General features: G+C 73.2%; 20 protein-coding genes. 10 read left to right on the plus strand and 10 right to left on the minus strand.

The window, feature by feature from the left end:
- The first annotated feature begins 31 nt into the window (after positions 1 to 31).
- The 6 genes from CTZ28_RS02265 to CTZ28_RS02290 all read left to right on the plus strand — a co-directional run bounded on the left by CTZ28_RS02265 (position 32) and on the right by CTZ28_RS02290 (position 8457).
- Complete coding sequence (locus tag CTZ28_RS02265) at positions 32 to 1288, plus strand: glycosyltransferase family 29 protein (protein WP_121887464.1); 1257 nt, start codon at positions 32 to 34, stop codon at positions 1286 to 1288.
- Entirely contained in the window at positions 1285 to 3507 is a 2223-nt protein-coding gene (locus tag CTZ28_RS02270; protein ID WP_121887465.1) for a polysaccharide pyruvyl transferase family protein, read from the plus strand. Before CTZ28_RS02265 ends, CTZ28_RS02270 begins: the two co-directional genes overlap by 4 nt.
- A 135-nt stretch (positions 3508 to 3642) precedes the next feature.
- Complete coding sequence (locus CTZ28_RS02275; RefSeq protein WP_121887466.1) at positions 3643 to 4608, plus strand: glycosyltransferase family 2 protein; 966 nt, start codon at positions 3643 to 3645, stop codon at positions 4606 to 4608.
- 3 nt (positions 4609 to 4611) lie between these two features.
- Positions 4612 to 5961 (plus strand): polysialyltransferase family glycosyltransferase, encoded by a 1350-nt coding sequence (locus tag CTZ28_RS02280; protein WP_121887467.1) that lies wholly within the window; start codon positions 4612 to 4614, stop codon positions 5959 to 5961.
- Between the two features lie 203 nt (positions 5962 to 6164).
- Positions 6165 to 7091, plus strand: coding sequence for a class I SAM-dependent methyltransferase (locus tag CTZ28_RS02285; protein ID WP_121887468.1), 927 nt, complete (start codon positions 6165 to 6167; stop codon positions 7089 to 7091).
- Positions 7092 to 7245: 154 nt separating this feature from the next.
- A complete protein-coding gene (locus CTZ28_RS02290; protein ID WP_183154215.1) occupies positions 7246 to 8457 on the plus strand; it encodes an acyltransferase family protein in 1212 nt (403 codons plus the stop codon).
- A 33-nt stretch (positions 8458 to 8490) separates the two neighbouring features.
- Here CTZ28_RS02290 and leuE read toward each other — a convergent pair whose 3' ends face one another.
- Both leuE and CTZ28_RS02300 read right to left on the minus strand, forming a co-directional pair.
- Positions 8491 to 9141 (minus strand): leucine efflux protein LeuE, encoded by a 651-nt coding sequence (gene leuE, locus CTZ28_RS02295; protein WP_121887469.1) that lies wholly within the window; start codon positions 9139 to 9141, stop codon positions 8491 to 8493.
- Positions 9142 to 9206: 65 nt separating this feature from the next.
- Positions 9207 to 10787, minus strand: coding sequence for an acyl-CoA mutase large subunit family protein (locus tag CTZ28_RS02300; RefSeq protein ID WP_121887470.1), 1581 nt, complete (start codon positions 10785 to 10787; stop codon positions 9207 to 9209).
- Positions 10788 to 10867: 80 nt separating this feature from the next.
- Between CTZ28_RS02300 and CTZ28_RS02305 the strand changes: the two genes are divergently transcribed.
- Positions 10868 to 11725 carry a L,D-transpeptidase family protein gene (locus CTZ28_RS02305; protein WP_121887471.1) on the plus strand — a complete coding sequence of 286 codons (858 nt, stop codon included), beginning with the start codon at positions 10868 to 10870 and terminating at the stop codon, positions 11723 to 11725.
- 245 nt (positions 11726 to 11970) lie between these two features.
- Here the strand turns inward: CTZ28_RS02305 and CTZ28_RS02310 are convergent, their stop codons facing one another.
- From CTZ28_RS02310 to CTZ28_RS02345, 8 genes are all read right to left on the minus strand, one after another.
- Entirely contained in the window at positions 11971 to 13116 is a 1146-nt protein-coding gene (locus CTZ28_RS02310; protein WP_121887472.1) for a hypothetical protein, read from the minus strand.
- On the minus strand, positions 13116 to 13778 hold the full coding sequence (locus CTZ28_RS02315; RefSeq protein WP_121887473.1) for an RNA polymerase sigma factor: 663 nt from the start codon (positions 13776 to 13778) through the stop codon (positions 13116 to 13118). Before CTZ28_RS02315 ends, CTZ28_RS02310 begins: the two co-directional genes overlap by 1 nt.
- A gap of 353 nt (positions 13779 to 14131) precedes the next feature.
- Positions 14132 to 14866, minus strand: coding sequence for a hypothetical protein (locus CTZ28_RS02320; protein WP_121887474.1), 735 nt, complete (start codon positions 14864 to 14866; stop codon positions 14132 to 14134).
- 67 nt (positions 14867 to 14933) lie between these two features.
- Positions 14934 to 15578: an RNA polymerase sigma factor gene (locus CTZ28_RS02325; RefSeq protein WP_183154216.1), complete on the minus strand. Its 645-nt coding sequence runs from the start codon at positions 15576 to 15578 to the stop codon at positions 14934 to 14936.
- A 184-nt stretch (positions 15579 to 15762) separates the two neighbouring features.
- Complete coding sequence (locus CTZ28_RS02330; protein ID WP_183154217.1) at positions 15763 to 16152, minus strand: hypothetical protein; 390 nt, start codon at positions 16150 to 16152, stop codon at positions 15763 to 15765.
- Between the two features lie 162 nt (positions 16153 to 16314).
- On the minus strand, positions 16315 to 16917 hold the full coding sequence (locus CTZ28_RS02335; protein ID WP_121887477.1) for a hypothetical protein: 603 nt from the start codon (positions 16915 to 16917) through the stop codon (positions 16315 to 16317).
- Positions 16918 to 16993: 76 nt separating this feature from the next.
- Complete coding sequence (locus CTZ28_RS02340) at positions 16994 to 17497, minus strand: hypothetical protein (RefSeq protein ID WP_121887478.1); 504 nt, start codon at positions 17495 to 17497, stop codon at positions 16994 to 16996.
- A 110-nt stretch (positions 17498 to 17607) separates the two neighbouring features.
- Entirely contained in the window at positions 17608 to 19266 is a 1659-nt protein-coding gene (locus tag CTZ28_RS02345) for a beta-N-acetylhexosaminidase (RefSeq protein WP_121887479.1), read from the minus strand.
- Positions 19267 to 19420: 154 nt separating this feature from the next.
- Here CTZ28_RS02345 and CTZ28_RS02350 point away from each other — a divergent pair, with 154 nt between their 5' ends.
- The 3 genes from CTZ28_RS02350 (at position 19421) to CTZ28_RS02360 (ending at position 21177) form a co-directional block, all read left to right on the plus strand.
- Positions 19421 to 20002 carry a 2-oxo-4-hydroxy-4-carboxy-5-ureidoimidazoline decarboxylase gene (locus tag CTZ28_RS02350; RefSeq protein WP_121887480.1) on the plus strand — a complete coding sequence of 194 codons (582 nt, stop codon included), beginning with the start codon at positions 19421 to 19423 and terminating at the stop codon, positions 20000 to 20002.
- Between the two features lie 306 nt (positions 20003 to 20308).
- Positions 20309 to 20689, plus strand: coding sequence for a succinate dehydrogenase, cytochrome b556 subunit (gene sdhC / locus CTZ28_RS02355; RefSeq protein ID WP_121887481.1), 381 nt, complete (start codon positions 20309 to 20311; stop codon positions 20687 to 20689).
- Between the two features lie 5 nt (positions 20690 to 20694).
- Entirely contained in the window at positions 20695 to 21177 is a 483-nt protein-coding gene (locus CTZ28_RS02360; RefSeq protein WP_121887482.1) for a succinate dehydrogenase hydrophobic membrane anchor subunit, read from the plus strand.
- The last annotated feature ends 15 nt before the right edge of the window (positions 21178 to 21192 follow it).

A 21192-nucleotide genomic window follows, 5' to 3' on the forward strand; every position in this document is an offset into this window, starting at 1 on the left:
TTCGGCCTCCGATCTGAGAACGGTGGAATGCATGACGAACCCCCTGGCGGGGCTGTTCAGGGCACGGCGGAAAGAGGCCGCCACACCCGCCCTGTACGCCCGTGGCATGCGCCTGTGCGGTGAGCACCTCGCGGCACGGGGCGACACGTCCACTCCCCGGCAGGCCCGGCTCGACCAGGCGATCGGAGCCTTCGCGGCCTCCCTCGACAATCCGTCGGCCGATTCCTTCGACGCGCTGCTCCGGGTCGGCGAGCACGCGCTGAAGGCCGACGGCGACAGCGGACTGGGCCTCGCGCTGGCCGTCGCGGACACCTCGACCCGGATCAGGCAGCGGTCCAAGGGAGCCTGGCGGCTGCGCGGCCTGGCCCTGGACGGGCTCGGCCGCGACCCCGAGGCGCTGGAGAGCTACGAGCGCTACCTCTCGCTGCTGCAGAACACCGACGCGGCGGCGGAGGTCGCCCGCAGGGTCGACACCCTGCGGCGCCGACGGGCGTGCCTCGAAGCGGCCGCCGCGCTCTTCCCCGAGGACGGCTCCGCACTGCGCGGCCTGCCCGGACGGCCCACCGCGGCCGTCGAGCCGGAGTTCGCCGCCTACGTGCGGGCCCAGGTGGCCCGGCACGGCGCGGGCGATCCCGCCGTACGGCGGCTGGTGGCGCTGTACAGCGGCTACCGGCGGCTCGTCGAGCGGTCCGGGATGTCCGACCCGTTGCTCGGCGGCAGCACGCCGATCGGCGTCGGCGACCTGCGGGGCCTCGTCGCGGGGCGGACGGTGTGCCTGGTCTCGGACACCGGGGCGCTCGCCGGGAGCACGCTGGGCGCCGAGATCGACCGCTACGACCTGGTCGTGCGCTGCGACACGTTCCGAGTCCGCGCGGCGGACACCGGCGAGCGCACCGGCCTGCACGCCGTCTCGCTGCGGGGCGACACCCCGTGGGAGGGACCCGCCTGGACGCAGTCGGCCGGTGTCCGGCTCGTGTTCGGGGACCCGGCCGGGAACTGGCGCCGCGCCGTGCGGCAGCGGCTGGTGCCCGGGGCGCAGGAGCACATCGGCGACGCCTCCCTGCGCCGGCCCCTGGACGACCCGGCCCTGCTGGGCGAGGACGGCTGGGGCACGGGCACCACCACCGCCTTCACCGTGCTGAGGCTCCTGGACTTCCTGGACGTCAGCCCCCGCCTGGATCTCATCGGCTTCAGCGGACCCGGCCGGCTGCGGCCGCCGGAGGCCGAGTGGGTCATGGACCGCGCCACGCACGTCGACGACAGCAAGATGAGGATCGCCCTGCGATGACCGACTCCGCCCCGGACGACCGGAGCTCCATAACCGGCAAGCGCCGGATCGCCTTCGCCGTCCACACCGACGAGGACCGCCTGCCGGCCCTCTGCGTGCTGATCCGCAGCCTGGTGCTGACCAACCCGGAGGTGTGCGAGGACGTCGTGGTCCTGCACCCCGGGCTGGCCGACGCGTCGTTCGACGCGCTGCGCCGGCTCCACCCGCGCGTCGTCACCCGCCGGGCGGAGAGCAGCATGGACGTCCTCCGCCTGGAGGGCTACGACACGGTCGTCGCGCTCAGCCCGGCCATGGTCGTCCTGGGCGACCTCGGCGAGCTGTTGCGGATGCGCCACGGTGTCGGGGTCGTCCCGCAGCTGCTGAGGGACGGTGAGGGCGGTCAGCGGCGCGCCGTGCTGCCGGACGGTGTCATGGTCGTCCAGCGGGCCGACGTGGACGACACCGTGCAGGCCCGGCTCACCGCCGTCACCGGCCGCGGCTCCGCCGCCGCCCTCGACGGCGTCCTGACCCCGGTCGACGCGCGGTTCGACTTCCTCACCAGCCGGCTCCACGGCGACGTACCGGTGCCCGCGCAGGTCGCCGTTCTGCACTTCACCGGCCCGTTCGACGAGCCGGGGTACGGTCCGGCCACCGCGGCCCGGCACCGGTTCGAGATGAGCGACGACGAGTTCCGGGCCGCCTACTGCGACCTGCCCGGCGGCAAGCACCCCGAGCTCCTGGCGCACTGCGCGCCGCCCCTGCTCGACGTGCGTCCCTCCCTCGGTCTGGCCCGCACGGTCGCCGACGTCCACCGCCGGCAGGGCCGCTACGCGGAGGCCGTCGACGCGCTCGCCCCGGTCGTCGCGGACCGGCTGGACGCGCCGCGCTGCCAGGAGACGCTCGGTGTCTGCCTGATGGCCCTGTCGCGCTACGACGAGGCCGAGGCGCATCTGCTGCTGGCGGCCGCGTCACCCGATGTCGCCCCGCGCGCCTTCGCCCAGCTCGCCCGCCTGGCCTGGCTGTGCGGCCGGGAGGAGGACGCGCACGCCTACGCCCGTGACGGCCTGGAGGCCGACCCCACCGACGCCGGGTGCCACAGCTGGTACGTCCGTACCCGTCCGCAGGGGCCGACGCCGCAGGAGCCGACCGGGGCGGCGGAGCAACTGGCGCATGTGGCGCTGTTCGCCGAGGGCCAGGAGAACGCGGGGGACAAGGTCCTGCCCGAGGCCGTGCGGATGTGCTTCGACACCGACACGGGCCCGCGCCGCTGGTACCAGCAGCCGGTGCACCGGCTGGTCGACGAGGCGGCGCTCGAGCAGCTGAACGCGCGGCGCGGGGTGATCGTGGGCGGCGGCGGGCTGTTCCTGCCGGACACCTCCCCCAACGGCAACAGCCACTGGCAGTGGAACGTCCCGGACGACGTCCTGGCCCGGCTCACCGCGCCGCTCGCGGTGTTCGCGGTCGGCTACAACGTGTTCGACGGTCAGCTCTACCGCCGTCAGCGGTTCGCCGAGAGCCTGCGGATCCTCGTGGAACGGTCGGCGTTCTTCGGGCTGCGCAACCACGGCTCGATCGAGCGGGTCCGCGAGCTGCTCCCCGCCGAGCTGCGCGACCGGGTGCGCTACCAGCCCTGCCCGACCACGGTGGCGCGGCACCTCGTCCCGGGCTGGTCCGACCCGGCGGAGCGGGCCGACACCGTCCTGGTCAACTGCGCGTACGACCGCGCGGGGCTGCGGTTCGGCCATGACTACGGCCATTTCCTCGCCCAGCTGGCCGGCACCCTGCGGGAGCTGCGGGACCGGGCGGACGTGCGGTACGCGGCCCATATGCCCGCCGACGAGAAGTTCGTGCACGACCTGCGCCGGAAGCACGGCCTCAGCCTGCCCGTCGAGCGGTTGTACGACCTGTCGAACGACGAGACCCGCGAGCTGTACCGCCGCTCACGACTGGTGATCGGGATGCGCGGGCACGCGGGGATGATCCCGTTCGGCTGCGGAACCCCGATCCTCAGCCTCGTCTCCCATCCGAAGCTCGCCTACTTCCTGTCCGACATCGACCGTCAGGAGTGGGGGCTGTCCGTGCACGACCGGGAGCTGGGCCCGCGGCTGGCCGAGCGCGCGGCCGCGATCCTCGACGACCACGCAGCCGCCGTGGCGGACGTACACAGCGCGCAGGACATGCTGTGGAAGACCACCCAGGCGAACCTCGACGAACTCCGGACCACCTTCGGCAGGGCGTAGGACACCAAGTCTTCACCTCGACGGCGAACGGAATTAACTCATCCGCATCCCGGTCGACACCGGTCTCACCAGGGTGGGTACTTAGCCTGTCCACAGCCAGTTCCGAACTTCACTCCTCGAATGGGAGAGGCCCGCGTGCCCAAACTGTCCGTCGTCGTCCCCATGCACAATGTGGGAGCCTTCGCCAATAGCACGCTGCGAAGTCTCGCCAACAACGCGGACCCCGACTTCGAGTTCCTTCTCGTCGACGACTGCTCCACGGACTCCACACCGTGGATCATCGACCGCTGGGCGGAGCGGCTGCCCAACGCCAAGGTGATCCGGCACGAGAAGAACGTGGGCATTGCACAGGCACGCAACAGCGGTATCGACGTGGCGGCCGGCGAGTACATCGCGTTCCTCGACGGCGACGACTGGTACGGACCGGGCCACCTGACCGAACTGGTCTCCGCGATCGAGGAGCTGGGCTGCGACTTCGCCCGCACCGACCATGTCCAGGCGACCGGCACCAAGCGGGTCCTGCGGCGTCCGCCGGCTCCCGAGCGCAACACCGTGATGGATCCGCGCGACGGAATAGCCCCGCCCCACATGGAGACGATGGTCGACTATCCCTTCGTCTGGGCGGGGATCTACCACCGGCGCCTGTTCGACGACGGCGGGATGCGGTTCGTGACCGAACTCCGCACGGCCGAGGACCGGTTGTGGATCTGGCGCCTGCATCTGAAGGCCAAGTCGTACGCGTCCCTCGGACTGCACGGGGTGTTCTACCGGCGGGGAGTCACGACCTCGCTCACCCAGGTCAAGGACGCCCGCCAGCTGGACTTCATCCCGGCCTACGACATGCTGCTGCAGGACGTGCTGGACGACCCGGAGACCGAACGTTTCCTCCCCAAGGCCGTACGGACCTACTGCGCCATGATCGCCTTCCATATCGGCAAGGTGAACGAGTACGAGCCCTCGGCGGCCAAGCGGCTCCGGCACGAGGCACGGGCCGCGCTCCTGCGCATGCCCGAGCAGGTGCTGGAGGAGACCCTCGCCACCATCGACAGCACTCGGAGCAGGTTGCTCAGACGCCTGCGCGACGGGCGGAAGGCTGCCTGATCCATGTACCGCAAAACCCAGATCTTCCAGGTCTCGACCCTGTACGGGGCGGCCACCCTGGCCGCGGCGCTCGACGCGGACCTGTTCGGACCGCACGACGGGGTCCGGCGCATCCTGCTCGTCTCCAACAACGCCGCGATACCGGAGACCGCGCTGCGCCTCGACGAGATGTACGGATACGAGCGCATCGCCCGCCGGTTCGACTCGGTGGTCAGCTGGAACGAGACCATCCGCCCCTACCACCCCAGTGTCTGGGGCCCGCGCAGCGAGGACACGGCGATCTGGCAGCGGGCGTTCCGGCTCGCCTGGGGCCTGGGCGCACGGGAACCGGTCGAGGTGGCGGTCGAGTCGATCCAGGTCAACCCGGGCCGTGCGCTGGCGGCGGTCTTCTCGGAAAGCGCCGTCCACGTGTACGCCGACGGTCTCATGAGCTACGGACCGACCCGGGAGCGGCTGCCCCTGACCATCGGGCAGCGCATCCGGCGGCTGCTGCACCTGGACCTGATCCCCGGCCTGCGGCCGATGCTGCTGTCGGAGTTCGACGTCCGGCCCGAGATCGTCCCGGACGGGGCGTTCCGCGGTGTGCTCGACGAGATCGCGCGGGACGCCGCGGACGACCCGCGGCTGGCGTCCGTCCTGGAAGAGAAGCCGACGGCGGTGCTCCTCGGCCAGTACCTGGCGGCGATCAACATCCTGAGCCCGGAGGAGGAGGAAGACCTCCACGTCCGCATGCTCACCGGGGCGGCGCGCGCCGGGCACCGGTCCGTGGTCTTCAAGCCCCACCCCACGGCCCCCGCCAGCTACTCGGCGGCGCTGAGCAAGGCGGCGGAGGATGCGGGCGTCCGGCTCACCGTGCTGAACTCGCCGCTGCTGGCGGAGACCCTGTACCAGCACTGCGCTCCCGGACTCGTCGTCGGCTGTTTCTCCACGGCGATGACCACCGCCTCCGCCTACTACGACGTGCCCGTCGCCCGGGTCGGAACCGCGCTGGTGATGCGGCGTCTCAAGCCGTACCCGAACAGCAACCGCGTGCCGCTGGCCATCGTCGACCATCTGGTGCCCGACCTGGAGCGCGGGCAGAGCCCCGCCCTCGTCGGTACGGCACCCGAGACGCTGTCGCCCCTGGTCCGCGCCATGGGTTTCTGCATGCAGCCCGAGATGTACGCGGACCTGCGGGAGCCGACGGTCGCCTGGCTGCAGAGCCATGCGGCCGACAGCCCCGACTACTACTTCCCCGAACTGCGCCTTGCCGAGCTGGGCCTTCCCGGCCACCCGCGGGCACGTGCGAAGGTCAGGGTGCACCAGGCCAAGAAGGTGGTGCGCAAGGCGGTACGGCGCGGCGCCCGGGGGTGACCGCACAGGTCCACCGCGGGTGAAGTGCCCATGAAAGCGGGGGCGCTCGGTCAGCCGTATTCCGGCGCCGGCGCCCCGGCAGCAGAACTCAATCGGTATCTCGGGATCCAACGACAGACCTCCGGCGCGGGAGACACCAGCCCGTCCCCAGCCGCGAGCCGTATCAGTTCCACTCGACGTCCGACGAATTGAGGTCTCCGGTCATGAACAGCAGTTCCCTGCTCACCAGTTCAGCCTCCCGGCGCTTGCTGCGCCCGATAGCCGATCTCATCGACCAGCGCATCGAGCGGCGGATCCGCTCGTCGGCGGCCCGGGACGCCGCGGAGCGGGAGAAGCTCCGTGACGCCGTCGAGTCGATGAAGCGCCGGCAGCTCACCGTCGACCTGCTGCTCGACGAGCGTGGCCGCGGCCTCTCCCGGATCGTGAGCCCCGGTCCCCTGAACCGCCTGCAGTCGGAAGTCGCGGAGCTGGCCGGGAACAAGGAGGCCGCCGTCCGCAATGTCGCCACCGCGTTCCGGCTGCTGGTCGCGCTGGAGTCGCTGGGGGTCGGCCGGATCGCCGGCGGCACCATGAACATCTGCGGCAAGCTCGGGACGATTCCCCTGCTGGACCCGCCGAACGACGAGATCCTCGAGATCGGCACGCTCTACGGCATGTTCTCCGCGGGGCTGATCCGGATGATGGAGCGCGACGGCCGCAGCCCGAGCGTGACCATCGTCGACCCGTTCGCCGGCGTGCAGGTCCAGCCCGGCAACCCCGAGCGCCCCGACCCCTCAGGCGCGCCGGTCGACGAACGCGCCGTCCGCACCAACCTCGCCCTGGCCGGCCCGGCGGGCGTGGCGGCCCGGATCCAGCGGGGCTACTCCGAGGACCCCGGCACCCGCGCGGCCGTCTCGGACCGCCGCTACGGCGTGATCGTCGTCGACGGCGACCACTCGGCCGAGGGCGTCGCCAAGGATCTCGCCTGGGCGGAGGAGATCGCCGCTCCGGGCGCGATCATCGTCCTCGACGACTTCGGCGACCCCAAGTGGCCGGGCATCAAGGAGGCGTTGGACAAGCACCTCACGGGCGACACCCGCTTCACCTACCTCGGCAAGGCGTCGCTCTCGGCGTTCCTGCGGGCCTCCTGACGGCCGTCGGTCCTGTCCTCGCACCGCCCCTCGAACGTACGCCGCCCGTTTGCCCGTTGATTCGCCCAGGTGCGGGGTGCGCGCTCCGTCATCCCGGGGACAGCCATACGGCGAACCGAGATGTGCCGCGCCCATCGGGTAGGCGTGCAAGACCATGGCGTTCCCCTCTCCCTCTCTCGCCTCGTCCGGCCCCGTTCCCCTCACCCCCGCCCCCGCCCGCACGCCCCGGCCCGACCGCGCCGATCCCGGCGGTCGCCGGGATCGGCTGGCCGCCCTGGACGGGCTGCGGCTGCTGGCCGCGCTGATGGTCTGCCTGTACCACTTCGCCGGTCGCGGCGGCGACATCTCCCGGTCCTGGGGCCGGTCGCCGTCCCGGATCTTCCCGGATCTGTCCCAGGCGGCCGTCTACGGCTGTCTCGGCGTGCAGTTCTTCTTCGTCATCAGCGGCTTCGTGATCTGCATGAGCAGCTGGGGCCGCAGCCCGGGGGACTTCTTCCGGTCCCGCGTCGCCCGTCTCTACCCGGCGTACTGGGCGGCCGTGCTCCTGGTCGCCGGTGCCGCCTTCGTCCTGCCCACCGTCCTGCAGCCGCTGCGGCTCGACCAGATCCTGGTCAACCTGACGATGTTCCAGATGCCGACGGGCGTGCCCCGGGTGCTGGGCGTGTGCTGGACGCTGTGGGCCGAGGTCCGCTTCTACGCCCTGTTCGCGCTGTGCGTGGTGCTGCGGGGCGTCACCTACCGCCGGCTGGTGCTGTTCTGCTGCGTGTGGACGCTGGCCGCGGTGGTCTGCAAGGGCGCGGGCAACGAGCTGACCGCTCAGCTGGTCATGCCGGAGCACGCGCCGTTCTTCGTCGGCGGGCTCGCGCTGTACCTGATCCACCGCTGCGGCGGGAACCCGACCCTGTGGGGCATCGTGTGCGTCTCCTGGCTGCTCGGCCAGGAGACCGTGACGACCGGGCTGTGGCGTCCGGGCGCCGTCGGCGACTTCCACCGCAACCCGTACCTGATCCTGCTGCTGCTCACGCTCGGCTTCGCCGCGGTGGCGGCCGTGGCGCTGGGCTGGACGCGATGGGCCTCGTGGCCCTGGCTGACCACGGCCGGCGCTCTGACGTACCCCTTCTATCTGGTCCATGAGCACCTGGGCTGGTGTGTCATCCGGGTCCTGCACCGCGGCCTCGGCCTGCCGCCGTGGCCGACGCTCGCGGTCACGGTGCTCGGGATGCTGGGCCTCGCCTGGCTGATCCACCGCTGTGTGGAGCGCCCCCTCGGACCACGGCTCAAGAAGGGGGGCACCGCCCGCAGCGACGCTCGACCGCTGCCGTACCGCACCTCGCTGCCCGTGATCACGAGCGCCGGCCCCTCCTGACCGTGGGCGGCCGGGTCCGGGGCGCGCGCCCGGCTAACTGCTCGCCAGGGACAGCTTCACCGCGAAGCCGAGGAACAGCGCACCCGCTGCCGAGGTCGCCGTCGCCGAGAGCCGCTTGCGGCGGCGGAAGGCGGCCGACAGCTTCGTGCCACCGAATATCAGGGCGCTGAGGTAGAGGAAGCTGGCCAGCTGGGCGAAGGCGCCGAGGACAACAAAGGACAGGGCCGGGTAGGCGTAGCCCGGGTCGACGAACTGGACGAAGAAGGCGACGAAGAACAGGATCGCCTTCGGGTTGAACAGGCTGACGACCAGGGCGCGGCGGAACGGCCGCTCCCCGGCGGCCGGGGCCGGCGCCGTCTCCGCCGCTGCCTGTTCCCGCCGGGCCCGCCACATGCCCCACGCGGCCCGCAGCATGCCGACCGCCAGCCAGGTCAGATAGCCGGCGCCCGCGTACTTCACGATGCCGAAGAGCACGGCGTTCGCCTTGAGCAGCGAGGCGACCCCCGCCGCGGACAGCGTCATCAGCACGGTGTCCCCGCACCACACCCCGGCCGCGGCGGTGTACCCCGCCCGGATCCCGCGGCGGGCGGCCACCGAGAGCACGTACAGGGAGTTGGGGCCGGGCAGCAGGACGATCAGGACAAGGCCCGCCAGATAGGTGGGGAGGTCGATGACACCGAACATGAAAAGGAGTGTCGCACGGAGGTACGACATTTCCTCCCCCCGGTCGGCCGCCGGTCCGGCATGGCTCAAAAGGTGTCCGACGGGACGTAGGTGCCCCACACCTCCCGCAGCGCGCCGCACACCTCGCCGACCGTCGCCCGGGCCCGCAGCGCCTCCTTCATCGGGTACAGGACGTTGTCCTCGCCCTCGGCCGCCTTCCGCAGCGCGGCCAGCGCCGAGTCCACCGCGCCGCGGTCCCGCCCGGCCCGGAGCGCCGCGAGCCGCTCGGCCTGCCGCGCCTCGATGGCGGGGTCGACGCGGAGTGGTTCGTAGGGTTCCTCCTCGTCGAGCTGGAACCGGTTGACGCCGACGACGACCCGGTCGCCGGCATCGGTCTCCTGGGCGATGCGGTAGGCGTTGCGTTCGATCTCGCCCTTCTGGAAGCCGCGTTCGATGGCCGCGACCGCGCCGCCCAGGTCCTCGACCTTCCGCATCAGGTCCAGGGTGGCGGCCTCCAGGTCGTCGGTGAGCCGCTCGACGGCGTACGAGCCGGCGAGGGGGTCGACGGTCGCGGTCACGTCCGTCTCGTAGGCCAGTACCTGCTGGGTGCGCAGGGCCAGGCGGGCGGACTTGTCGGTGGGCAGGGCGATGGCCTCGTCGAAGGCGTTGGTGTGCAGCGACTGGGTGCCGCCCAGCACGGCGGCCAGTGCCTGGACGGCGACCCGGACCAGGTTGACCTCCGGCTGCTGCGCGGTCAGCTGCACCCCGGCCGTCTGGGTGTGGAAGCGCAGCATCCACGACCGGGGGTCCCGGGCGCCGAAGTCCTCCTTCATCACCCGCGCCCAGATCCGCCGCGCGGCCCGGAACTTGGCGGCCTCCTCCAGCAGCGTGGTCCGGGCGACGAAGAAGAACGACAGGCGTGGCGCGAAGTCGTCGACGTCCATGCCGGACGCGACCGCGGCCCGTACGTACTCGATGCCGTCGGCCAGCGTGAAGGCGATCTCCTGCGCGGGTGAGGCGCCGGCCTCGGCCATGTGGTAGCCGGAGATCGAGATGGTGTTCCACTTCGGCAGCCCGGCCCGGCAGTAGCGGAAGATGTCCGCGGTAAGCCGCAGCGACGGCTTGGGCGGGAAGATGTACGTGCCCCGCGCGATGTACTCCTTGAGCACGTCGTTCTGGACCGTGCCGGTCAGCCGGTCGGCGCTGACCCCCTGTTCCTCGGCCACCAGCTGGTACAGCAGCAACAGCAGGGCCGCCGGGGCGTTGATCGTCATCGAGGTGGAGACCTCGTCCAGCGGGATCCCGCCGAACAGGACCCGCATGTCGTCGATCGAGTCGATGGCCACCCCGACCTTGCCGACCTCGCCGTGCGCGATCGGCGCGTCGGAGTCGTGGCCCATCTGGGTGGGCAGGTCGAAGGCGACGGACAGGCCCGTGGTGCCGTGCGCGATCAGCTGCCGGTAGCGGGCGTTGGACTCGGCCGCCGTGCCGAAGCCGGCGTACTGGCGCATCGTCCAGGGACGCCCGGTGTACATCGTCGGGTATACGCCCCGGGTGAACGGGTACGCGCCGGGTTCGCCCAGCTCGACGGCCGGGTCCCAGCCCGCCTGAGCGGCGGGCCCGTAGACCGGCTCGATGGGCAGTCCGGACTCCGACTCACGCGCCATGGGGTGCCTCCGCGGTACGTCGCCTACTCCCCACCATGCCTCCTAGTTCGACGGCGGTCACCCGGGGAAACATCCCAGGCATGAGGCTCAGGGGGATCGAACGGATCGCTGGGCGGCCCGCCGCCGCGCTCGCCTCGGCCGCCGCGCTCACCGTGCTCGCCGCGCTCTGCGGGTGCACCGTGCAGCCCGCGGACGCGGACGGGAAGAACCGCTCGCCGGTGCACATCCGGCTGCCCGGCACCCGGCCGGCCGACCGGCCCGCGCCCGGCGGCGGCCCGACGACGGCCCGGCCCGCGCCCGCGGCGCCCCGCGTCCTGTGGTCCCGCGGCGACACCGGACCGGAGGTGCGCGAACTGCAGGCCCGGCTGCGCCAGGTCGCCTGGCTCCTCGACGGTCCGACGGGGACGTACGACGACCTGACGGAGGAGGCGGTCAAGGGCTTCCAGGGCAAGCGCGGGCTGTCGCGGACCGGGCGGACGGACACGGTCACCTGGCAGCGGCTGCTCGGCATGACGCACCGGCCGGGCACCTGGGACCTGTATCTGATGGGCGGTCAGCCGGCCGCCGCGCCCGACCCGCGCTGTCTGACCGGCCGGGTGCTGTGCATCGACAAGACCAGCAGGACACTGCGCTGGATGATCGACGGGCGCACGGTGTCGACGATGGCGGTGCGGTTCGGCTCGCAGTACACCCCGACCCGCGAGGGTGTGTTCCACATCTACTGGAAGTCACGGCACCATGTGTCGACGCTCTACGACTCCCCCATGCCGTACGCCATGTTCTTCAGCGGCGGCCAAGCGGTGCACTACTCGTACGACTTCGCGGCCCGGGGCTACGCGGGCGGCTCGCACGGCTGTGTCAACGTGCGTGACGAGGCGGCCGTCGCGTCGCTGTTCGCGCAGGTGCGGACGGGCGACAAGGTCGTCGTCTCCTGGTGAGGCGCCCCTCGCCGGGGCGGCTCCGCTCGCCGGAGACGGGGCGCGGGCGGGACCGGGGGAACGGATCCCGCCCGCGCCGAGGTGCACGAGCCCTGGGTACGGGGGGAACCCCGGCTCGGTGCGACGGCCGATGACCAGTCGGCTCGTTCTGTACTGCGTCACCGTCGCCGAAAGTGTCACACCCGGCTCGCCGGCCCGTTCCCGCGCCGCGAAGACGCAGGTCGAAGCGGAGGGCCGGGGCTGGGTCAGAGCGCGGTGTACGTCGGGCTCGGCGAGGAGCCCGGGGACCGGGCGGGGCTGCCGGACCGCTGCGGGGCGAAAGCGGACGGGACGGACACGGCGCCGCCGTCCTGACGGTGGTCGTTGCCGCGGCCCCGGTCCGAGTCACCGTCGTCGTCACCGCGGTGGCGGCCGTGGTTGCCGTGGTGACCGTGACCGGCCCGGTCACCCTGGTCGTCCTGATCGCCCTGATCGTCCTGGCCGGCCTTGTCCCCGCTGCCGCCGTTACCGCCGTTACCGCCGTCGCCGTCGCCTCCGTTCGCTTTTCCGCCCGCGGCACCCCGGGTGCCGCCCGTGCTCGCCAGGACGCCCTTGCAGTACGTCCATACGCGCGTGGGGCCGCCCGCCGCCTGCTCCAGGAGGCGCTCGCGGCCGCGGCCGAGTTCCTTGCCGTCCCGGAGGTCACGGCAGGCCGCGGATGCGCCCGGCCACGGCCCGGGGGCGCGCCCGCGGGAGCCGGTGGAACCGGTGGCGCCGCCCGGGGCCGGATCGGTGCCGGTCCGCTCGTGCGCGGAGCCGGTGGCGGGACCGCCGCTCGCGGGGGCGCTCGGCGCCGGCGGGCCCGACGTACCGCCCTGTGCGGCGTCCGCGGAGGGTGAGGCGAGCGGGAGTTCGGGGGTCCCGGCGGCGGTGACGGAGGCGGCGGGCCCGGGAACGTTGTCACCGAAGGGCACCGGGAGGACTCCGGTGCCTGCGGCCACCGCGACTCCGCCGACCGTGCCCACGGCCAGCGCGGCGGCGAGCGCCAGCCGCGCGGGGCGGGCCCAGCGGGGACGGCCGCGGGCGGGGGCCGGACGGCCGCCGAGGCGGACAAGGCCCGCGTCGGACGGCCGGGACGCCGCCCCGGTGCGTCGCGCCTGCGAACCGTCGCCGTGCGCCACGGCGGTCTGCTCGGCAGCGGCCTCGCGGGCCTTGCGGAAGGCCGCCAGCGCACCCTCCTCACCGGGGAGTTCGACCCCGGCCGGGGTGGCCTCGACGGACAGCGCGCCCAGTGTCCTGGCGAGTCGTTCGGCCTGACCGCGGGCGGACGCGTCGACGGCTTCGAGTGACTCACCGCGCAGCAGACGTTCCGCCGTTTCCCGGTTCAGCCACTTGTACTGCTCGTCGGCCATCACATGTCCTTCTGCGTCCGCGAACGCGTATGCGTCACAGTGGCGGACGTCACGGCACGGCCACGCGGTTCTCGCTGGGCCGGCAGGCCGCCGAGCCCGTCGGCCGATTCCGGATCCTCGGCGAGCAGCTCGGCGAGCCGTTTCAGACCGCGGTGCGCGGCGGTGCGGACGGCGCCCGCCCGCTTGCCGAGCGTCTCGGCGGCGGTCTTGGCGTCGAGTCCGACGACCACGCGCAGCACGACCGCCTCGGCCTGGTCCTGCGGGAGCCGCGCGATGAGCGAGAGGGCGCTGTCGGTGGCCAGGGCCTCGATGGCCTCGCCCGCGGTGTCGGACTCGGCGGCCCGGGCGGTCAGTTCGGTCTCGTCGCCGCCTATCACGGGGCGGCGGCCCCGCATGCGTATGTGGTCGAGGGCGCGGTTGCGGGCGATACGGGCGGCCCAGCCGCGGAAGCGGTCCGCGTCACCGCTGAAGCGTTCGAGGTCGCGGGCTATCTGCAGCCAGGCCTCGGACGCGACGTCCTCGGCGTCCGGATCCCCGACCAGCGTCCGTACGTACCCCAGCAGCCGCGGATGCACCGCGCGGTAGACGGTCCGGAACGCGGTCTCGTCCCCGTCCTGTGCCGCGCGCACCGCGGCGGTCAACTCCGCGTCGTCCCCCAGCACCCGTGGTGCCCTTCCTCGCGCCTGAGCCGGCGCCGCTCGCGCGGACCGGGTGCGCGCCGTCGTGGTTCCTCAATCGGTGGTTGCGGTGTTCGAGGCCGCTGATGGTTGCGGTGGTCATGCGCCCGCCGCGCCTCGGCGCGAAAGGCACGTTACGGCTTGAAACCGCTCCCGTCCATGTCCGTACAAGATGCAACTAACTCGTGACGCGGAGCGGTGTGACAGAAAAAGCACCCATGACGCTGAAGGAAGTACGGGCCGCCGCGCGGCCCGTGCCGCGCGACGGCCGGGGCCTCTCCTGTGGGGGGTGGCGGCCCCGGCCGTTGCCTCGGCAAGGAACGCCCGGGCGGGCCGGATCACCGCCCGGCCCCGGGCTCCTCGGCCGCCGTCGTCGCCGCGGCCAGCCGGCCGGCGCAGTACGCCGCCACCTTCTCCGCACCGCCCGCTGCCGTCACGAGCCGCTGCCAGGCCGTCGAGTTCAGCGCCTTGCCCCGGTCCTTGACCTGCTCGTACGCGCGGCAGTGGGCGAGGGTGTCCTTGGCCGTGGCCGGGCGGTCCGGACGGGCGTGGGCCGCCGCGGACTCCGTGGCCGCCGGGTCCGTGGGAGCGGGGCTCGCGGGTGCCTGACTCGTGGCGGGCCGGGGACCGGACGGCTCCGGGGCCGGTACGGAGGCCGGCCGTTCAGAGGTGTCCGCCGTCGGGTGCGGGGCCGGCTGCTCGTCGCCGCGGTGCGCCGGTGCCCCGGCCGAGGCGATCGCCGCGACGGCGAGGCCGCCCAGCGTGACGCTCGCGAGGAAAGCGGACAGCGAGGCCGTCACCGAGAACCGGGCGCGGCGCGGCGCGCGGGGCCGCCAGTCGTCCCGGCGCCGGGTGCGCGCCCGGTGCGCCCCCGCGTCCCTCGCGGCGCGGAACGCGGCGACGGCCCGCCGCTCGGCCTCCGGGTCGAGGCCGGCGCCGTCCGGCCGGAGCGCGGTGCCGAACCGCGCCTCCAGGGCTGTGCCGGGGTCCGCCGGCCGCGGGCCGGGCACCGGGCCGCCGGGGTGCGCGCGCCGACGGCCGGGCGGCCCGTCGTCGCTGTGCCGTTCACCCATGTCCGTTCCCCGTCCTGGCCCGGTCCGCCGGCTCCACCGACTTCATACGTGCCGCGCCCGCCGCCGTTCATGTCGAATCCCCCAGCGTGCCCGGGCCCTCATCCGTCACACCGCCGTCCGCACCGTGGACCGCCGGTAACCCGCCGTCCAGTTGCCGGGCGAGGCGTTTCAGTCCGCGGTACGCGGCCGTGCGCACCGCGCCGGGCCGCTTGCCGAGGACGCGCGCGGCGGCGGGGCCGTCGAGACCGACGACGACCCGCAGCAGCACGGCCTCGGCCTGGTCGCGCGGCAGCCCCCGGACCAGGGCGAGGGCGCGTTCGGTGGAGAGGGCCTCCAGCGCCTGGTCGTACGTGCTGTGCGGCCCGGGCAGCTCCAGCACGTCCTGTTCAAGACCCGTGGCCCGGGGCCGCACCCGCTGCCTGCGCAGATGGTCGAGGGCCCGGTGCCGGGCGATGGTCGCGGTCCAGCCGCGGAACCCGGCGCCGTCGCCCTTGAACCGGCCCAGGTCCCGGGCGATCTCCAGCCAGGCGTCGGAGGCCACGTCCTCCGCGTCGTCGCCGACGAGGCCGCGCAGATAGCCGAGCAGGCCCGGCTGCACCATCCGGTAGGCCACGGCGAAGGCGGTCTCGTCGCCGTCCTGGGCCCGCGCGACGGCCGCGCCCAGCTCGCCGTCGTGCGCCTGCAGGCGGCGACGTTCCCCTCCCTGGCCCAAGAACCGTCCTCGTCCGTACGAGCCGTGCCCCTGCTCGTGCCGCTGCTCGTCCTCGCAGCGCATCGGCACCGTGCGGCACGGCGACCCGCGTCCCCACGATGATCAGCGCCGCAGCTCACAGATGTGTCACAGGGCACGGCCGCCCCCGGACGCCACCGCCTCCCCCGGCGTCCGGGGGCGGCCGTCAGGGCGCCGACGCCGTCGCGTCCCGGCACAGCAGCCGCAGCGAGCCCTGCCCGGCGAAGCAGCGCCGCGCCTCCTCGACGGGGTCCCACAGCCGGCCGTCGGGCGTACGGATCCAGTGGTCACCGCCGCTCGCCCACCACTCGGCGCCGGACTGCCGGACGATCACCTCGCCGGCGTAGGCGCCGAAGCCGCGCAGCACGTCCTGCACGGCGGCGTCCGGTGCGCCCTCGCGCCGTATGTCGTCGATCATCCGGTCCACCCGCCACAGACTCTGCGCCGAGTAGTCGAGCCGTACCCGCGCGCCCTCGCGCATCGTCGCCACCACGTCCGCCGCCCATCGCACGGGCTTCGCCGCGGCCTGGGGCCTGGTCTGCTGCTCTTCTGTCACCTGCTGCGCTGTCACATAGGCAAGAGCGCGGCCGGCGTGGCTTTCGTCACCCGGATCCGGGCCGCGCCCGCAACGCGCGCAGGACCGCCCCACCTCCCCCGCACGACGGTCACAGCACCGGCCCGGGAGCCCGGCCCTGCCGGTTCCCGCCGCCGGGCGGTCTCAGGCCCGGCCGCGGGCCCGGCGCGAGACCACCGCGGCCAGCACCCGGCGCCCCTCTGTCGTCACGTCCAGGGCCCGCCGCAGCCCGCCCGCCCCGCGCTCGGCGAGCAGTTCCAGGACGGTGACCTGACGCCGCAGCTCGGCGGCGACCAGCGGCGACATGCCCTCCGTACGGCGCTCGCCGGTCGTCCTCCCGGCGCGCACGGCGGCCAGCGGCCGAGGACGGAGGGCGAGCGCGGCGTCGTGCGTGCCGGTGCCGCCCTCGGCGGGTTCGAGGAGCCGGTGGACGCGCAGTGCGGCGACCGAGCAGGCGTCGGCCCACACCCGTACCGCGGCGCCGGTGCGCTCGGCCGGGGCCGCGTCGAGCATCCGGTGGGCGAGCCGCGCGGCCTCGTCCTCGCCCGGGTCCTGCGGGCGGAGGGCGGCGCGCGCCTTCTCCAGGCTCGCGCCCCAGTCGCCGCCGCCGTCCACGAGGCTCCCCCACAGCGGGCGCAGCGCCTCGTCGTCACCGCCGAGCAACGGTACGCAACGATCCAGACAAGCCAGCCCGCTGGCGGTCAGCCCGCGTTCATCGGCCTGTGCGATCAGGTTCACCAGGCTCATTCGCGCCTCCCTCGCCGGGGCGCCGACCTGTACGGAGCCCGTACCTCCCCTTACTGCGCGGGAGGGCGCCGGAGTGTCACAGGGGTGGCGCACCCAGCAGCGCGAGCAGCCGGAAGAGCAGGTTTTCGGCCAGCTCGTCGGGGTCGGCGGTCAGCACGTCGAGCACCGACTCGGCGGTGACCGTGTGCCCGGCCTCGGCGGCCCAGACGACCGCGCGCTCGGCGGCGTCACGGGGTTCCAGGAAGTAGTCCTCCAGGGTGAGGCCCTCCCGGTCGGCGCCGAGCCGGCCGGCCATCGCGGTGCGCGCCAGACACGTCGTCCAGCCGCCGCTGTCCGGCGCCGCCGCCTCGACGACCACGCAGGCGCTGTCCATGACGTACCCGAACAGCGCGGGCGCGCCGGTCTGCGCGGCCAGCGCGTTCATGCTCCCGATCTCGCCCTCGGACCCCGGGTACTCCCACACCTGCCGGCCGTCGGGCCCGGCGGCCCGCCGGATCAGGCCCTCGGCACCGGCCAGCGCGTCCAGTTCGGCGAGCGGCCGCTCGGCCCGGCCCACGACGAAATACCCCCAGTAGCCCATGTCCGTCCCCCTGCCCGTTCGGCTGACTGTTCGACTCGGCTCCGGGCGAATACACCACAGCCGCGCGGAGGTCCGCAGCCGTATGCCGAAACGGGCGTCCGGGGTGCGGGTCAGCCCAGCCGGTCGGCCAGCTTCTTGAAGTCGGCCCAGGAGAGCGCCGGCGTGCCGGGGTCCCACAGCTTCTGGACGGTGGCCCGCAGCGGCATCCGGATCCCGGCCGCCACCTGGTCCTGGGTCTGGGCGCTCGGGATGTCGCTCCAGACGGCGAAGGAGCCGCCGAGGATCTGCCCGTCGTACCGGGCGGGCACGGCGGTCGTACCGCGCAGCACCCGCGGGTTCCACTGCTCGTAGATCCGCTGCCCGGTGGGGTACACGAAGGTCTGCGGCTGGCCGAGGACGTAGTACAGGAACTCGTCGTTGTAGTTGATGACCTTGCGTCCCTCGCCCAGGTACTCCGCCGGTGGCCGGGCGCCGATCTCCTTGCCCGTCCAGTAGGCGACCTCCAGGTCCTTGGCGGGCGGCACGGAGGTCCCCCGGTAGAAGCCGTCGTTCCAGGCCCGCATCGTGCGGCCGTGGGCGCGGACGGTGTCGGCGCGGGCGTTGAGCCAGCCGGTCGCCAGGTCGGCGACGGTGCCGCGGGAGCCGTACGTCTTCCGGGCGGCGGCGGCCAGCTGCGGATAGGACGCGGCCGGGTCGGACACCGCGAGCGCGCGGTACTCGTCGCCGCCGAGGTGCCAGTACGAGCCCGGGAACACACCGGTGAACTCGTTGAGCAGATCGTCGACGAGGCGCGCCGCGGCGGGCTTGGAGATGTCGACGGCACCGCGCGAGGCGACGCCCTGCGCGTTGCGCAGCTGAAGATCGGGGTGGGCGGCGATGACCGCACCGAGGTGCCCGGGCGAGTCGATCTCGGGGACGACGGCGATGTGCCGGCTGGCCGCGAGGTCGACGATCCTCTTGACCTGTGCCTGGGTGAGATGGTCCGCGGAGACGATCTCCGGATGGGTCCTGGACTCGATCCGGAAGCTCTGGTCGTCGGAGAAGTGCAGCCCCAGCTCGTTGTACTTGAGGTCCGCCAGCTCGCGTATCCGGTCCTCTATCCAGGTCTCGCTGTACGGCTTGCGCGCTATGTCCAGCATGAATCCGCGCCGCGGCTTGGCGGGCTCGTCACGTACGACGCCCTCCGGGGCGGTGCCGCCGCCGTGGACCTCCTGTTTGAGGGTGCGGGTGCCGTAGAAGACGCCCGCGTCGGCGGGTCCATTGATGGTCACACCGCCGCCCCGCACGGTCATGGTGTACGACTCCGGGTTCCCGGTCCTGTCGCCGCTCAGCTCCAGCCGCAGGTCCCCGGCGCGCCGGTCGTGCTGCTCACCGGCGTACGCGAGGCCCAGCTCACCGGCTATCAGGCGGCCCTCGTCCGCCAGGGCCGGGTCGCCCACCACGACCCGCTCACCCCTGGCCGGGCGCCAGCCGGGGCCGCGCTCGGGGGTGTGCGAGCGCACGGCGGGAATGGTGCGGGGGGCCTGGGACAGCGGGTAGGTGCGGCTGGGTGACGGGCTCGGGGCCGCCTGATCGGGCGCCGCGCCCACCGCGGTGTCGCCCGCGGACTGGCGTGCGGCTCCGGTGGGCCGCGCTCCGGTGCCGCCGTCCCCGGCGGCCCAGACACCCAGTCCGACACCGAGTGCGACCGTGCAGACGAACGCACCGCCGACCGCCGCGCGCCGCCGCCTGACCTGCTGCGCCGGCGTCCGGCGCCTGTGCTGGCTCACACTGCCAAGCTAAGGCCAATGCCGAAGCAATGCGTCCATGAACGGTTCCGAAACTCCGCCGTCCGGGTGAAATTCGGGCATCCGTCGGACACGCCATGACCACTCTCGATAACGTGACGACACATCCCTCACAGCATCCGCTGCCGCCCCATATGTGACGCGAGGACCCACGCTGCCTGCGCACCGTCTCCCGTACCCGTCCGGGTTCTCCGGCGGAGCGACCATACCGGCGCTCCCCGGGCAGACCCGCGTCCCGCCGTCCTCCGGCCGGCTGGCGGGCTTCAACGCCGCGACCGCCGACGAGGCCCACGAGGCGCTCCTCGGCTGTCTGCACAGCCCGCGCTGGGCCGCGCGCCTCGCCGCCCACCGCCCCTACCCCGACCTGGACGCCCTGCTGGCCGCGGCGGACGAGGCGGCCTACGACCTGACCCCGGCCGAGCTGGCGGAGGCCCTGGCCGGCGAGACCCTGCCGACCCTCCCGGCGGGCACGTACTCCGCGGCCCACACGGCCCTCAGCGCCGCGCACGCCGCCTATGAGGCCCGCTTCGGCCACGTCTTCGTCATCCATCTGGGCGGCACCGCGCCCGGCGAGGCCCTGGACCGCACCCTCGAAGGCATCCGCTCCCGTCTGACGAACGACCCGGACGAGGAACGCGTGGTGACGGCGGACGAGCTCCGCCGTCTGGCGAGAGGCCGGTTGGTGACCCACCTACGCGGCGCGGGGAACGGCGCGTAGCGGGCGTGGGGAACTGTGGCCGAACGAAGCCCGCTGCGGCCCGGCAGCGCCCCCAAGGGGCGCGGGGAACTGCGCGACAAGCCACGGCCGACCCGCACCCGGCACCACCGAGAAGCCCCCACCCCACTGGCCGCCGACCCCCCAGATAGCCCATCCGGTGCCATTTTGATCACACAAGCAGGCCCCCCCGCGGAGCGCCTCAGGCGCATGGCTACCATGCTGGGGGCCGGTGGACCGTACCCGGCCGGGCCCGACCGACACCGAAGCCGGCGCGGCCCTCAGTCCCCGCTCCCGGAGGGTTCTTCCGTGCCGGCTGGAACGCTGTACCGCGGCCGGGAAGGAATGTGGTCCTGGGTGGCTCACCGAGTCACCGGCGTCCTCATCTTCTTCTTCCTGTTCGTTCATGTGCTGGACACCGCTCTCGTGCGTGTCTCCCCCGAGGACTACGACAAGGTCGTAGCCACGTACAAGACGCCGATCGTCGCGCTGCTGGAGTACGGCCTCGTCGCCGCCATCCTCTTCCACGCGCTCAACGGCCTGCGCGTCATCGCCGTCGACTTCTGGTCGAAGGGCCCGCGCTACCAGAAGCAGATGCTGTGGACCGTCGTCGGCGTCTGGGTCGTCCTGATGGTCGGCTCGGTCTACCCGGTCCTCGGCCACGCCGCTCGTGTCCTGTTCGGGAGCTGACGCCGATGTCCACGACTGAAACCACCGCTTCCGGGATCGGCCCCGTCGAGGGCGAGTCCCTGTACGGCGTCGACCACCCCGCGCCCCTCATCGAGGCGCCGCGCCAGCGCACCAAGAAGACCCCGCGGACCACCCGCGGCAACTTCGAGATGGCCGCCTGGCTGTTCATGCGCCTGTCCGGCATCGTGCTGGTCGTCCTGGTCCTCGGCCACCTGCTCATCCAGCTGTTCCTGGACGGCGGCGTCTCCAAGATCGGCTTCGCCTTCGTGGCCGGCCGCTGGGCCAACCCGTTCTGGCAGGTCTGGGACCTCGCCATGCTCTGGCTCGCGATGCTGCACGGCGCGAACGGCCTGCGTACGGTCATCAACGACTACGCGGAACGCGCGAACACCCGGCTGTGGCTCAAGGGCCTGCTCTACACCGCCACGGTGTTCACCATCCTGCTGGGCACGCTGGTGATCTTCACCTTCGACCCGAACATCCGCTAGGCACGGGGCTGCGAG

The organism is Streptomyces shenzhenensis (genome assembly GCF_003688995.1).
GTDB classification, from domain to species: Bacteria; Actinomycetota; Actinomycetes; order Streptomycetales; family Streptomycetaceae; genus Streptomyces; species Streptomyces shenzhenensis_A.